Raw genomic sequence first — 14,331 nt, 5'->3', positions numbered from 1 at the left:
AACCGGTCGCGGGACGAGTGAACCCCTTTTGAGCATGACTTGAGGAGAACGACGTCGGCGCGGCCGGAGCGTCGACGGATACCGTGGGTGTCGTGCGTATCGTTTCGCTGCTTCCGTCGGTGACGGAGATCCTGTTCGCGCTCGGAGCTGGTGACGACGTCGTTGGTGTGACGTTCGAGTGCGACTATCCGCCGCAGGCCCGGACCAAACGCATCGTGTCGACCAGCGCGCTCCCCGACGGGCTCGAACCAGCCCAGATCGACCAGCTGGTCAGTGCGCGGATGGTGGCGGGTGAGGATCTGTACCACCTCGACGAGGGTGCCCTGGCCGGCCTCGACGCGGATCTGGTGATCACTCAGGATCTGTGCGCGGTCTGCGCCGTCGACGTCTCCACGGTCCACGACGCGCTGGATTATCTCGCGTGCCGGGCAGAGGTGCTCACCGTCGACCCGCACACGCTCACCGAGGTGCTCGCATCGGTGCTGACCATCGGGGAGGCCACCGGAACCCGTCCGGCGGGTGAGGATCTCGTGGCGTCGCTGACCGGCCGGCTGGACGTGGTGCGGGACCGCATCAGCACCCAGTCGCCGAAGCGGGCGCTCGTTCTGGAGTGGCCCGATCCGCCGTTCGCTCCGGGACACTGGGTGCCGGACATGATCGCGGCGGCCGGCGGGGTATGTGTCTTGGGCCGTTCGGGTGAGCGCTCGTTCCGGAGCGGGTGGGAGGAGATCGTTGCCGCCGGCGCCGATGTGGTGATCAGTGCGCCGTGTGGATATGGGCTGGAAACGTCGATACGGCTGGCCGAGGACGTCGTCGCCGGTGAGTTCTTGCCGACCGGGCTACCGGTGTGGGCGGTCGACGCCAACGCCTCGTTCGCCCGTCCCGGCCCACGGCTGGTGGACGGTGTCGAGGCGCTGGCCGGGATCTTCCATCCCGATGTGGCGGCTGCGCCGGATGCGGCTCTGGCCCGACGGGTCCGTTGATCGAGCCCGGCGTCCTGCTGCACTTCAGCGGGGTGGCCGCGGCATCTGATCGAGCCAATGCTCCACGGTGTGGTAAATGCGCTCGGCCGGCATGTGTTCCGGATGGTTGATGCCGTGGGAGGCCAGCCCGTCGAACAAGGCGTGTAACTCCGTGGCAGTGGCATCGACGTCGAGATCGGCTGGTGCGGCTCCCTCGTCGACGAGGTAGGCGATGAGTTGACGGAACAGCAGATGCTGCTCGCGGTACTCGTGGTCGGCGATCTCTCGCAAGGTTGGGTCGAGCCGGGCCCGTGTGATGAACGCGAACCACACGCGGTTCTCGGCGATCGTCTCGTCGGTGAGAGGCAGAGCGGCCGTCAGGCCACGTAGCGCGACCTCACGGGCGTCGTCGCCGACGGGTATGCCTTGAAGCCGCTGCTCGATGCGTTCGGCGGTCAGCCGCATGGCGAACACGTAGAGCTCGCGCTGAGTGGTGAAGTAGTGCCGGAGTGACCCCACGGACAGGCCGGCCTCTTGGGCGACGTTGCGCACCGAGGCGCCCTCCAGGCCGTCGCGGAGCACGACCCGCCAGAGCGCTTCGGCGACGGTGGTGCGGCGTTGATCGGGATCGACGTATCGAGGCACGGGTCGAATTATAGTACGGTTGTACTACAATGGGGCGGTGGTGGCTGCTCACACCGGAGCGCAGCTGGTGAGGATCAGGCGGTTGGTGTCGTCGAGCCCGTCGGGACCGACGGTGACGGTGGCCGCACTGCGGTAGGTGGCGACGATGCGGCCCAGCCGTAGCCGGGCGTACTCGTCCCACGGTTGGTACTCGTCGTTCCACTCCTCCTCGGCGACCAACAGTTCGACCGGGAACCCATAACGACGTACGGCGCTCAGCGCAGGTGTGTCCATGACGATCACCGGCCGGAACCCGGCGCTCAGCAGTTGTAGTCGCGCGATCTCGTCGACGACGCCTGGTATCCGGTCGGCGGGCACCCGCAGCATGAGCACCACCGCCACAGGCAGGCGTTCGGCGCCGACCCCGCCAAGAAGGTTGCCCGGCGTGACATCCATCGGGGCGGGCTGCGCGGCGTCGACGTCGAAGACCCGTTTGACCAGTGAACGTGCGCCCGGGCTCTGCCGGATTCGGGGCAGCAGGGCGCGACGGGCATAGCGGTAGCCGGGTAGTCGACGCACATACCGGCCGGCCTTGCGGACTCTGGGATTGCTCGCCACGGGTCCACGATAGTGCCCTGCGCCGGCTCCCCGCGCCCGGCGGCGGTGACGCGTCAAGGATGCGGGCCGATCAAGACCGGGGACACCGGCCCGTCACCGCAGCTGATGTGCGCGGATCAGGCCCGTGATCAGAGCTGCCGCGTCGGCGGCGCCGTTACCCGGGTCTACCACCCGCGCCCGGGCGGTCATCTCGGTGCCATGTGCCAACAGGTCCGTGAGCAGCGGCTTGGCCGCGTCCACCGACACCGACGGCAACTCGTACGCCCACCCCTGCTCGGCCGCGTGCCGGGACCGCCCTGGTTGGTCGTCCAGCGCCGTGGCCAGGTTCGGCACGAACAGTGTCGGCACCCCGAAGCGCAACAACTCATGGAACGAGTTGTAGCCCGCCGCGCTGATCGCCAGATCGAACGCACGGTAATACCTCGACAGCGGATAGGTACGCACCAGGTGCACGTCCGGGTGGTCCCCGCCGCCGCTGGCGATTTCGGCGCGAGTGACGCATACCTGCACACCCAAGCTCCACAGGGCCGCGATGGATGCCCCGACATCGCCCCGGGTGTCGTTGATATTGCCAGCCCCGAGCGACACCAACGCCATCGGCGACGCCGGATCCAGGCCCAGGGCCTCCCGGGCGGCCCCTCGGCTCATCAACTCGTCGGGATCCAGCAAGGTGACCGGGCCGAGCCGCTCCGCGACGTCGTCCCTGGCCGTCACTCCACGGTCGGCCGGGGCGGCGAGATCGCCGGGCTCGATCACGAGGTCGAACCAGTCCGCCTTGGCCAGCCGGTCCTGGCCTTCTCCGGCCTTCCACATTCCCCGCCGCGACCACACCCACGCCACCTCGGGCAGTGCGGCACGCACCGACGGAATACCTTCGTAGGGCCAGGTGCCATCGAAGACCACCACGGCGGGGCGGACCCGCTCCATCGTCTGCAGCACACTCGCGGCGAAGTAGGCGTGCCACCGCTGTGGCGCCAGGCCAGTGGCCGGCATCGATGGCAGATACTCGAAGCTGTAGCCGAACTCTGCGACGATCGGCACCGCCTGTGACAACGACAGGAAGTACGGTTCCGCGGTCGGCTCACACCGCACCGCGTAGGACAGCAGTCTGGTCAGATGACCCATGCCGGAGCCGTTGCTGGAGATGAACAAGATGCGCGGACGGGCCGGTTCGGGCGCGTCGTCCGCACTGGCCGCACCGTGGTCGACGACGGCCGGCTCCCGATGCGGTTCAGGTTCGTCGGGTGCGACGGTGACCGGTTCGGGCGCGGACGGTTCGCCGACCAGCTCGGCCAATCGGGATACGTGTGCCTCGTAGCCGAACGTCGACCGCACCAGGGCTGCCGCCCTGGCCACCTGCTCGTTGTACCCCGCCCGATCGGCGAATAGTTCGGTGACCACTCGGCGGACCTCGTGTGGTTGGGCGTAGATCGCGGCTTCACCGAAAAGCGCCTCGAAATGTGGCGGCAGGATCGCCGGCACCCCGCTGGCCAGGGCCTCGAGAATGGTGCGGCCGAACGCCTCGATCCAGCGCGGGTCGTGGTAGTAGACGAAGAAGTCCAGCCCGGCGAGGAACTCCCGAGGAGACATCGCCCCGAACTCGTACACCTCCCACGTCGCCGGCAACTGCCCGAGTAGTGCCTCGGCCGGATCGGCACCACCCAGCACCCGCACCGTCCACGAGCCGTCCACGGGGTAGGCCGCCTGGAGAGTTTCGACGTCGGCCGGCCACTTCTGCGCCGAGGCCCGGCTATGCCGGCCGATCACCGGCCGCTCGCCCGGTTCCCCGCGCGGCGCGGCCCAGGCGTCGACGTCGATGATGTTCACCCAGTCGGTGTCGAGGAGCTGCGCCGGCGGCACCCGCCTGGCGATCGCCTCGCGGACCAGCGGCCCGATAGGAGCCCACAGCGGGTCCTGTCCGAACCGGTCTTGAGCGATGCGATGAACATCTTCGGGTCGGTAGTGCTCGTGTCCGTCGATGTCGTGCGGGGCGGCGTTGGCGACGATCACCACGCGATCCGCGTCCACCGGCGGCAGTTGGTCCGCCGCTTCCTGGAGCACGGCGGGATGCCGGACCACGGCCAGCCGGGCCCGCACCGCCTCGCCTCGGATCAACAGATGGGCGTGCCCGCGCTCCACCTCCTGCCGGATCATCGGGTTGACCGGCGACACCTTGGCGACCAGCGGACCGTTGAGGTGGATCAGCGCGGTGGTGTAGCCGACCGCATGCTGGGCTTTGATCTCCTCGGCGATGCTGTGCGCCGTCCCACCGGCGAAACGCAGGTCGGAGATGTCGAGGACGTCGACGTCGGTGGGCTCTATGACTGGCACGGGAACCGATGATGCCATGTATACCTAGGCAGTCTCACGACGTGTCGCCGTGGGGACCTCCAGCGTCACCCGTTCGCTGGCTACTCGGGCCGCCCGGCCCGTGGTGTCTTCATGCCGGACCAGCACTGCCGAGCCCCCCACCACCAGCGGTACCAGCAACGCGTCAAGGAGCGCCGACGGCAGATCGTGCGCGGTGACCAGCAGCCGGGCACCGGGGGCCGCGCCCAGCTGTTCGGCCCGGCCGCGGGCAAGCGTCACCAACCCGCTGAGCGTGTGGATGGACGTGCCGTGGTCGAGGGCGGGTTCCTCGGCGGCGGGAGGTACATACGGGATCAACTGGTCGGGATGGCCGGGCACTTCGACGGCGTAGTCGAGCACACCAATCGGCAGCGCCTCGGTGAACCGTCCTCCGAGAGGACGCAGCGACAGGGCCACCACGTCGGTGACGTCGGCCGCGGCGGCGTCGTCGAGAGTGTCCGGGCCAGAGACCACCACTGCGGCGTCGTCGGTGGTGGTGACCACACATGCGCCCAGCGCCCAGCACGCCGCGGCCCAGGCGAGCGACTGCCAATGTGGCGGTAGCAGCAGTGTCACCCGCCCGCCGGAGTCGACGGCGAGGTCGTCGCGGAGCAGGCCGGCGGTCTTGGCCACCCAGTTGTCGAAGGTGGTGACCGACAGCTCCACCCGTTCGCCGGTGGCATCGTCGTAGAAGGTGAGCAGCGGTCGGGAGCCATCCCGGTTCAGCTCGGACCGTAGTAGCTCGTACGGCGTCGTGACCATGGCACGAGGCTACGCGTTGGCGCTGACCGCCGACCGGGGTGTGCCCGGTCCCTGGCCGCCGGCGCGACTAGTGGGCCGGCGAGGCGGGATGGCCCAGAGCGATCGCGCCGTACGGGGTCAATCCGGCGGGTAGGTCGAGCGCGGTGGTTGCGTCGGATTGATCCACGGGCGGGAGAAGCCACGCCGAGCCGAGCCCGTCGGCGGCCAACGCGATCAGCACGTTCTCCACCGCGGCCCCGAGCGCGAGCGTGGCCTCGGTGCTGGTGTCAGTTGAGCATGGAATGACGATCCGGGGCGCACCGGCCAGGATGGTCGCTGCCTCAGGGTCGACCACCCGGACGACGTCGGCCAGCGCTTTGTGCGCGGCGTCGGATTCGACGACGACGAACCGCGCGGGCGACTCGGCAAGGCCCGGATGGGGCGCGATCCGGGCGGCGTCGATGGCGCGGCGGATCAAGTCCGGTCCGACCGGGGCGGCGGCGAACGTCGTCACGGTGCGGCGATGGGTGACGGCCTCGCGCATGGCCTCCGGGGTGCCGAGGCGGAACCGGTCGTCGGCCGACGGACGGACGAGCGCGGACCCGCCGGGGTCGGGGGCGCCGTCGGGCAGCAGCAGGTGGCCCAGGCCGCGGACGATGGCCACCGGGACACCGGAAAGTTTCGCCCGGACCAGCTCTGACGCGGCGGCCAGCTCGTCGGCGACCGCCACCACCGTCACGCCGAGGTCGTTGCCGTATGGATCCACCGAGCCCCGGAGGTCGTCGACGACGTGGATCCCGGCGGCGCCGATGGCCATGTCGGTGACGCCGTTGCGCCATACCCGCCCCGCGGTGTCGGTCAGGACGACGCCGACCCGTACGCCGAGCCGCTCACGCAGGGCGTTGCGCAGCCGGTGGGCCGAGGCGTCGGGGTCTTCGGGGAGCAGGACGACGGTGCCCGGCTCGACGTTGGAGGCGTCGACCCCGGCGGCGGCCATGACGAAGCCGTGCCTGGTCTCGACGATCCTGGTGCGGCCCCGGGGGGTGGTCCACTCCGAGATGGTGCGGACGGCTTCGTCGTCGATGGCGGCGTCGCGGTCGACGCCGGTGCGGATGCGACCCTCGGCCTTGCTGACGATCTTGCTCGTGACAACCACGATGTCGCCGTCGGCCAGTGCCGGTGGCTCGTCGTCCGCGGTGGTCCGTGCGGGGCCGGTCGGTGCGGGGCCGGTCGGTGCGGGGCCGGTCGGTGCGGCGGCGCTCTGAGGGCTGCCCGAGAGCGCCTGGATCAGCAGGCCGGCGAGGTCGTCACCGGGCCGGACTTCAGGAATACCCGGGATCCCGCGCACCTCGTAGTGGAGTGCTGAGGTGTCGGTCACCCGCTGGGAGCGGCGGCTCATGAGTCACGTCCTCGGATGCCGGCGGCCAGGTCGAGGGCAGCACTGGCCATCGCCGACGTGGCGTCGATGTCGCTCATCAGCAGCGGCACCGCCCGGCAGCGGACGCCGAGGGCCTCGACGTGGGGCACCACGTCGGAGTCGGACGAGTGGACCAGCCAGCCGTCGAGGATGTCGGTGAACATACCCGCTACCCCTTGGGGGCTGACCTCGACGCCGATGGTGCGTAGCACGGCGTCGGCCATCCCCCGGACAGGCGCGGTGCCGATGATCGGGGAGAGCCCCACCACCGGTGCCGTCGACGACGAGAGGGCCTCGCGGATCCCGCTGACCGCGAGGATCGGGCCGATGCTGACCACCGGGTTGGACGGCGGCAAGACGATGACGTCCGCGGCGTCCAGTGCATCGAGGACACCCGGTGCGGGGGTGGCGGACTCGATGCCGGTGAACACGATCCGCTCGGCGGGGATCGACGCGTGCATCCGCACCCACCACTCCTGGAAGTGGATAGCTCGATGGTGACCGTCCTCGTCGACGACGACGTGTGTCTCGACCCGTTCGTCCGTCATCGGCACCAGCCGGACGCCGGGTTGCCAGCGGTCGCACAGCGCTTCGGTGACGGCCGAGAGCGGGTAGCCGGCGGCGAGCATCTGGGTGCGGACCAGGTGGGTGGCGATATCGCGGTCGCCCAGCGTGAACCACTGTGGGTGTGCGCCGTACGCGGCGAGCTCCTCGGCGACCGAGAACGTCTCGTCGGCCCGGCCCCACCCCTGCTCTTCGTGGATTCCGCCGCCGAGGGTGTACATCACCGTGTCTAGGTCGGGGCTGACGTGCAGCCCGTGGAGGGTGATGTCGTCGGCGGTGTTGCCGATGACGGTGATCTCGGCGTCCGGTGCGGCCCGGAGCAGACCCCGCAGGAATCGGCCCCCGCCGATGCCGCCGGCCAGCGCGGTTATCTTCAGCACGCCATGACGCTACCCCACGCGGGCTATCCGGTCCGCCCACCCCGTTTTCGGCCTGACACGTCGCAGAAGATGGGGGTGGTCGGGGTCAGGGGGTGAGGCGGAGGAACTCGAGGTGTCGCTCGTACTGGTCGAGGACATCGCCGATGAGCTGCTCCTTGCTGTAGCCCATGACGTCGTACTCCTGGCTGCCCTCGGACAGGAAGACTTCATATCGGACGTACTTTTCCGCGGCGCCGAGCCGGCGTGGAGCGAACGACGGAACGCTGCTTTCCGACGGCCACAGCCGATAGGTGAAATCTTCCTGGTCTCCGCACCGGATCCGTAGCTCCAGATGCGGCAGACCAACGGTGTCCACCATCCCCTCGGTGACCGACGCGTGGGCCCCCCGTTCCCGGAGCTCGTCGGCGACCTCGTGCAGAGCCGGCCGGCTGACCTGCTCCACGAATCGGTCGGCCGTGTGCCGGTCCGGGTAGCTCATCACCCGGGCCAGCCGTTGCCGCCAGCTGCGGTGCACGCTGCGCGGTTCCATCGTCGTGCGCTCCGACAGCGACGACGGCAGGCTGGTGCGGATCGCGTCCTCGCGGAACCGTTCGACCCGCAGCGCCCGGTACAGCCCCCACATGACCATGAACATGACGAAGGAGAACGGCAGGCCCATGATGATCGTGGCGCTGGTCAACGCGTCCACCCCGCCCACCAGCAGCATCGCCAGGGTCAGCAGGCCGGTCGCGGCGGCCCAGAAGATCCGCACCCAGCGTGAGGCGTCGGTGGCCGACGAGCCCAGCCGGGAGGTGAAGTTGCCCATGACGAGGGCGCCGGAGTCGGCGGAGGTCACGTAGAACAGCAGGCCGACGAACGTGGCCAGACCAGCGCTGAACGTGACGCCGGGGTATTGGTCGAGCAGGGTGTAGAAGCCCTCCTCCGGGGTGTCCATGGCGGTCTCGCCGAACTCTGTGTTCCCGCCGCGCACGATGCTGAGTGCGCTGTTGCCGAAGATCGACAGGAAGGACAACGTGAACAGGAACGGCACCACAAGAGTGGCCGACACGAACTGCCGGATGGTGCGTCCGCGCGAGATCCGGGCCAGGAACAGGCCGACGAACGGCGCCCAGGCGATCCACCAGGCCCAGAAGAACAACGTCCAGTCGTTGAGCCACTCGGTGGGTGGGTCGTAGGCGAAGGTGTTCATGGTCATGCCGGGGAACCGGCTGGCGTAGTCGCCGATGTTCATGACCAGGCCGTTGAGGAGTTCGATCGGGTCTTCGTAGATAGCGACGTAGATCATTAGGCCGATCGCCAGCACGACGTTGAGCTCGGAGAGACGGCGGATGCCCTTGTCGACGCCGGCGACGGCGGACACCGTGGCCATCAGCACCGCCACCGTGATCAGCGCGATTTGCGCGGCCGTGCCGACCGGGACGTCGAAGAGGAAGTTCAGCCCGAAGTTCAGTTGGACGACCCCGATGCCGAGTGAAACGGCGATGCCGAAGATGGTGCCGATGACCGCGGCGAGATCCACGGCATCGCCGATCCGTCCGTGGATGCGTTGGCCGATGAGGGGGAACAACGCGGAGCGGATGGATAGCGGCAACCGGTACCGGAACGCGAAGTACCCCAGCGCCATTCCCATCAGCGCGTACATCGCCCAGCCGGTGATCCCGTAGTGGAATAGCGTCCACACGATGCCCTGGCGGGCCGCCTCGATAGTCTCTGGGTCACCTTCCGGCGGGGCCAGGTAGTGCGTGACCGGGCCGGCGACCGAGAAGAACATCAGGTCGATGCCGATTCCCGCGGCGAACAGCATGGCCGCCCAGGCGAACAGACTGTAGTCGGGGGTGGAGTGCTGTGGTCCCAGCTTGATCTTGCCGTAGCGGGAGACGGCGATGAACACCACGAAGACGAGGAACAGCGTCGCGGCCAGGAAGTAGTACCAGCCGAAGCCGTGGGAGATGCGCTCGACGACCGCCCCGATGGCGTTGGCCGCACCGTCGGGTGTGATGATCGCCCACACCGACAGCGCGACGATCAGCGCGGACGACCCGAAGAACACCAGCGGGTTGATGCGGTTTCGTGTAGGGACCGAATCGGCCGTGGTGGTGGGGACTGGCTCGGCGGGCCGTTGACCTGACTCCACGGGTTCACCCTTTCTGTGCGCGATGTCGGTAGAACTCGGTCGGCGCCGCCGGCAGCGGCGGGTTGCCCATGATGAGATCGGCGGCCTTCTCGGCCAGCATGATCACCGGGGCGTAGATGTTGCCGTTGGTGAGGTAGGGCATCGCCGAGGCGTCGGCGACGCGCAGGCCGTCGAGCCCGTGGACCGCCATCGACGACGGATCGACGACGGACATCTCGTCGACGCCCATCCGCGCGGTACACGACGGGTGGTAGGCGGTCTCGGCGTCGCGTGCGACCCACTCGAGAATCTCCTCGTCGGTCCGGACCGCCGGCCCGGGAGAAAGCTCTCCGCCGTCGAAGTCGCCGAACGCCGGCTGGGCGAGGATCTCCCGGGCGACCCGGATCGCTTCGACCCACTCCTTGCGGTCGTTCTCCGTGGATAGGTAGTTGAATCGCAGGGCCGGGTGGCGCCGGGGATTGGTCGACGTGATCTTGACGCTGCCACGGACGTCGGAGTACATGGGTCCGATATGCACCTGATACCCGTGTTCCGCGTCGACGGGTGTGCCGTCGTAGCGCACCGCGATCGGCAGGAAGTGGAACATCAGGTTGGGGTAGTCCACGTCGTCGTTCCCGCGGACGAAGCCGCCGGCCTCGAAGTGGTTGGTGGCGGCCGGGCCGCGCCGGGAGAGCAACCACTGCAACCCGATCTTCGGCCGGTTGACCAGCTTGAGCGCCGGATTGAACGAGATCGGCTGGGTACACGCGTGCTGGACGTATACCTCCAGGTGGTCCTGGAGGTTCTCGCCGACGCCGGGCAGCGCCTGTACTGGATTGATACCAAGCCGGCTCAATTCGGCGGGGTTGCCGACGCCGGACAGTTGCAGCAGCTGTGGCGTGTTGATCGCACCGCCGGAGAGGATCACCTCGCCGGCATGCACCCGGTGGTTGCGCCCACCGGGGCGGCTGTATTCGACGCCCACCGCCCGGGTGCCCTGGAACACCACGCGGTGGGCGAGGGCCAGGCACCGGACGGTGAGGTTGCGGCGCTTCTTGACCGGGTGCAGGTAGGCCCGCGCCGCCGACCAGCGGCGGCCGTTGCGGATGGTGCGGTCGAACCGGGCGAAACCTTCCTGCTGGTAGCCGTTGACGTCGGACGTCAGCGGGTACCCGGCCTGTTGAGCGGCATCCAGAAACGCCCGGAACAGCGGGTTGACGGCCGGACCACGTTCCAGCCACAACGGCCCACCCTGACCGCGCCACTCGTCGGCACCGGCGGCGCAGTGCTCCATCCGCTTGAAGTACGGCAGGCAATGGGCGTAGTCCCACGTCTGCATGCCCGGGTCGGCGGCCCACCGTTCCAGATCCAAGGGGTTTCCGCGTTGGAAGATCATCCCGTTGATGGAGCTGGATCCGCCGAGCACCTTGCCGCGGCCGTGGCTGACCCGCCGCCCACCCATGTACGGCTCGGGTTCGGATACGTACTTCCAGTCATAGAACCGGTTGCCGATCACCATGGTCAGAGCGGCCGGCATATGGATGAAGACGTCCCAGATCCAGTCCGGCCGGCCGGCCTCGAGGACCAGTACCGACGTCCCCGGATCGGCGCTGAGCCGGTTGGCGAGTACACAACCGGCCGAGCCGCCCCCGACGATGACATAGTCGAAGTACTCACCCATCGCGGTTCTCCCCTCCGGCGAACCAACGTTGCGGGGCCGGCCGCGTGTTCTGGTAGACGTGTTTGGTTTCGCGGTACTCGTCGAGCCCGGACGGCCCCAGTTCGCGGCCGATGCCGGACTTGCCGAACCCGCCCCATTCGGCTTGGGGGACGTAGGGGTGGAAGTCGTTGATCCACACCGTGCCGTGTCGGAGCGCGCCGGCCACCCGCTGTGCGCGTGAGGCATCGTTGGTCCATACGGCACCGGCCAGGCCGTAGCTGGTGTTGTTGGCCAGCCGGATGGCTTCGTCCTCGGTGTCGAAGCGCTCGACGGTGACGACGGGTCCGAAGACCTCGTCCTGAACGATGGCCAGGTCGGAGCGGCAGTCAGCGAAAATCGTCGGGCGCAGGAAGTAGCCGTTGGCCAGAGTTGGGTCCTCCGGCCGCCGGCCACCCGTAACCAACCGGGCGCCGTCGGCCAGTGCCCGTTCGATGTGGGCCTCGACCTTCGCCCGATGCTCGCTCGACACGAGGGGGCCGCACTCCGTCGTCTCGTCGAGGCCGTTGCCGAGTTGGATCGCGTCGGCGCGACGGGCCAGTTCGGCGACGAAACTGTCGTGGATGGACGACTCGACGATCAGCCGGGACCCCGCGGAGCACACCTGGCCCGAGTGGAGGAATGCCGCCATGAGCGCGTAGTCGACGGCGGTGTCGAAGTCGGTGTCGGCGAAGACGACGTTCGGATTCTTGCCGCCGAGCTCCAGCGCTATCCGCTTGACGTCGGCGGCGGCAGCGGCCATGATCGCCCGGCCGGTGGCCAGGCCGCCGGTGAACGAGATGAGATCGACGTGTGGATGTTCGACGAGTGCGGCTCCCGTGGTGGCTCCGGCTCCTAGGACCAGGTTGACGACGCCGGCCGGGAAACCCACCTCGTCCACGAGCCGCACCAGGTGGATGCTGGACAGCGGCGTGACCTCGCTGGGTTTGATCACCACGGTGTTACCGGCGGCGAGAGCCGGGGCCAGCTTCCAGGAGAGTTGAAGCAAGGGATAGTTCCACGGGGTGATGAGGGCGCAGACTCCGACCGGTTCGTGGACTACCCGGCTGACGACGTCCGGGTTGCCGGTGTCGACGACCCGTCCGGCGTCGGTGTCGGCCAGACCGGCGTAGTAACGGAACACGGCTGCGACGTCGTCGACGTCGATACCGCCCTCGGTGAGGGTTTTGCCGGTGTCCAGGCTTTCGATTCGGGCGATCTCCGCGCGGTCGCGAACGAGGAGAGCGGAGATGGCGCGGAGCAGTTCGCCGCGGTGCCGCGCGGTAGTGGAGCGCCACGGGCCGCTGTCGAACGCGGTGCGGGCGGCGCGAACGGCGGCGTGGACGTCGTCCGCACCGGCCTCGGTCACCGTGGCGAGTTCGCTTCCGTCGAACGGGTTGAGGATCACCCGCCCCGGCCCGGATCCGGTCGACCCGACCCACTGCCCGTCGACGAATAGATCCTGCATGTGGATGTCCCCGCTTTCGTGCAGCCGCGTGTTCTACATCACAAGATGCGGACGAGCGTACATAATTTGTGTACTGTTGTCCATATTCTTGCCCGGCCGCGCACCTGCGTTCATGATCGTGTTGGGGTCACGTCGCCATCGAGACCGAACCCCGGCTTGGTGACGCCGGAGCGGGTGATCTCTCGGCTCAGCCGGAGGGATGGCGGGGAGAAGGCAGTGAGTGCAGGCGATACCGTGGAGCGGGTGACACCGAGTCCTGGCGACGATGGCCCTGCTGGTGGCTCGCCGGATAACCCCGCTGGTGGCTCGCTGCCGGGGCGGCGCGGCCGCGGGCCCACCGACCCGCACCGGCGCGACCGCATCGCTCGCGCGGCTATCGCCGTCATCGCCGAGCACGGCGTGGACGGGCTCACTCACCGCAAAGTGGCCGCGGCCGCCGGTGTGCCCCTCGGGTCGACCACCTACCATTTCGCCACACTGGACGATCTCGTGGCGGCCGCCCTGGAAAAAGCAGCTGAACGCAGCGTGGCCCAGCTGCGCGCGTGGGAGAGATCACTCGACCCCGCGGCCGACCTCGCGCGCGAATTGGCGGCGTTCGTCATCCGGTCGGTCCGGGAGAATCGCGCCGACACGATGGCGGAGTACAACCTCTACGCGCTCGCTCTGCACCGTCCGCACCTCCGCCAGGCGGCCGTGGACTGGGACAACGCCTTGGCCGAGGTGCTCCAGGCCCGGACCGACTCACTCACCGGCAAGATGGTGGCTATCCTGCTCTGTGGGCTGCTGATGCAGGTGGTCCTCGTGGCCGACGTGCCGGACGAAAAGGAGATCGCGCGGCTCATCGATCGTGCACTGGATGGGCGCCGTCCTGAGGGTAGATGAGCTGGTTCGTCCGTACTTGCCGAACGTGAACCGAAGATATTTAGCACGGTTCCGCTTGACGCGCACGTATCTCAGCCATGTAATTTCGTACGTGTCGTTTTGGTGTTCCGAGGCCTCGACCACCACGGAGCACCACGGGGGCCGGCCTGAGGGCCGGAAGCGGTCGAAGGAGGCGAGCCATGTGAGTGAGTGGCAAGAGTTAGACCTCCTGCTCGGAGGCGAAGCCGAGGAGGCGAGCTGGCAGGAGCGCGCCCTGTGCGCACAAACCGATCCAGAGGCGTTCTTTCCCGAGAAGGGCGGCTCTACGCGGGAGGCCAAGCGGGTGTGTCTGTCCTGTGAGGTACAGGACGAGTGCCTGGAATACGCGTTGGCCCACGATGAAAGATTCGGCATCTGGGGCGGGCTATCCGAGCGGGAGCGACGCAAGCTGAAGAAACGGGCCGGCTGAACAGCCGGTCCGATCGCCCGATCGTGCGGTGTCCCACCAGCGTCGATGAGTGGCGCCACTGGTTCCGTG

General features: G+C 68.5%; 12 protein-coding genes. 3 read left to right on the top strand and 9 right to left on the bottom strand.

Annotated elements, in window-relative coordinates; translation table 11 throughout:
• Positions 1 to 92 precede the first annotated feature (92 nt).
• Complete coding sequence (locus G8760_RS08975) at positions 93 to 983, top strand: ABC transporter substrate-binding protein (RefSeq protein WP_166349888.1); 891 nt, start codon at positions 93 to 95, stop codon at positions 981 to 983.
• A 24-nt stretch (positions 984 to 1,007) separates the two neighbouring features.
• Here G8760_RS08975 and G8760_RS08970 read toward each other — a convergent pair whose 3' ends face one another.
• From G8760_RS08970 to G8760_RS08930, 9 genes are all read right to left on the bottom strand, one after another.
• Positions 1,008 to 1,607, bottom strand: coding sequence for a TetR/AcrR family transcriptional regulator (locus tag G8760_RS08970; RefSeq protein WP_166349886.1), 600 nt, complete (start codon positions 1,605 to 1,607; stop codon positions 1,008 to 1,010).
• A 48-nt stretch (positions 1,608 to 1,655) separates the two neighbouring features.
• The gene (locus G8760_RS08965) at positions 1,656 to 2,204 is read right to left on the bottom strand and encodes a hypothetical protein (protein WP_166349884.1); all 549 of its coding nucleotides are present in this window, start codon (positions 2,202 to 2,204) and stop codon (positions 1,656 to 1,658) included.
• Between the two features lie 93 nt (positions 2,205 to 2,297).
• On the bottom strand, positions 2,298 to 4,535 hold the full coding sequence (locus G8760_RS29785) for a glycosyltransferase (protein ID WP_207782168.1): 2,238 nt from the start codon (positions 4,533 to 4,535) through the stop codon (positions 2,298 to 2,300).
• A gap of 24 nt (positions 4,536 to 4,559) precedes the next feature.
• Positions 4,560 to 5,315, bottom strand: coding sequence for a TIGR03089 family protein (locus G8760_RS08955; RefSeq protein ID WP_166349882.1), 756 nt, complete (start codon positions 5,313 to 5,315; stop codon positions 4,560 to 4,562).
• A 67-nt stretch (positions 5,316 to 5,382) separates the two neighbouring features.
• Complete coding sequence (locus tag G8760_RS08950; RefSeq protein ID WP_166349880.1) at positions 5,383 to 6,693, bottom strand: coenzyme F420-0:L-glutamate ligase; 1,311 nt, start codon at positions 6,691 to 6,693, stop codon at positions 5,383 to 5,385.
• Positions 6,690 to 7,652 (bottom strand): 2-phospho-L-lactate transferase, encoded by a 963-nt coding sequence (gene cofD, locus G8760_RS08945; RefSeq protein WP_166350088.1) that lies wholly within the window; start codon positions 7,650 to 7,652, stop codon positions 6,690 to 6,692. Before cofD ends, G8760_RS08950 begins: the two co-directional genes overlap by 4 nt.
• A gap of 88 nt (positions 7,653 to 7,740) precedes the next feature.
• Complete coding sequence (gene betT / locus G8760_RS08940) at positions 7,741 to 9,789, bottom strand: choline BCCT transporter BetT (protein ID WP_207782167.1); 2,049 nt, start codon at positions 9,787 to 9,789, stop codon at positions 7,741 to 7,743.
• 4 nt (positions 9,790 to 9,793) lie between these two features.
• Positions 9,794 to 11,449 (bottom strand): choline dehydrogenase, encoded by a 1,656-nt coding sequence (betA, locus tag G8760_RS08935; RefSeq protein ID WP_166349878.1) that lies wholly within the window; start codon positions 11,447 to 11,449, stop codon positions 9,794 to 9,796.
• Complete coding sequence (locus G8760_RS08930; protein WP_166349875.1) at positions 11,442 to 12,932, bottom strand: aldehyde dehydrogenase family protein; 1,491 nt, start codon at positions 12,930 to 12,932, stop codon at positions 11,442 to 11,444. The genes betA and G8760_RS08930 overlap by 8 nt, the downstream gene beginning before the upstream one ends.
• A 309-nt stretch (positions 12,933 to 13,241) precedes the next feature.
• On the opposite strand from G8760_RS08930, the gene G8760_RS08925 reads away from it, so the two are divergent.
• The gene (locus G8760_RS08925; RefSeq protein WP_343074383.1) at positions 13,242 to 13,814 is read left to right on the top strand and encodes a TetR/AcrR family transcriptional regulator; all 573 of its coding nucleotides are present in this window, start codon (positions 13,242 to 13,244) and stop codon (positions 13,812 to 13,814) included.
• A 181-nt stretch (positions 13,815 to 13,995) separates the two neighbouring features.
• Positions 13,996 to 14,262 (top strand): WhiB family transcriptional regulator, encoded by a 267-nt coding sequence (locus G8760_RS08920; protein ID WP_166349871.1) that lies wholly within the window; start codon positions 13,996 to 13,998, stop codon positions 14,260 to 14,262.
• Positions 14,263 to 14,331 lie beyond the last annotated feature (69 nt).

It is taken from the genome of Phytoactinopolyspora limicola, assembly GCF_011320225.1.
In the GTDB taxonomy this organism is placed as follows: Bacteria; Actinomycetota; Actinomycetes; order Jiangellales; family Jiangellaceae; genus Phytoactinopolyspora; species Phytoactinopolyspora limicola.
This window is presented reverse-complemented; position numbering and strand designations above follow the sequence as displayed.

Excerpts from the sequence above, each read along its gene's own strand:
- G8760_RS08950 (WP_166349880.1), bottom strand. The coding sequence starts at position 6,693 with ATGAGCCGCCGCTCCCAGCGGGTGACCGACACCTCAGCACTCCACTAC.
- G8760_RS08930 (WP_166349875.1), bottom strand. The coding sequence starts at position 12,932 with ATGCAGGATCTATTCGTCGACGGGCAGTGGGTCGGGTCGACCGGATCC.
- G8760_RS08955 (WP_166349882.1), bottom strand. The coding sequence starts at position 5,315 with ATGGTCACGACGCCGTACGAGCTACTACGGTCCGAGCTGAACCGGGAT.
- betA (WP_166349878.1), bottom strand. The coding sequence starts at position 11,449 with ATGGGTGAGTACTTCGACTATGTCATCGTCGGGGGCGGCTCGGCCGGT.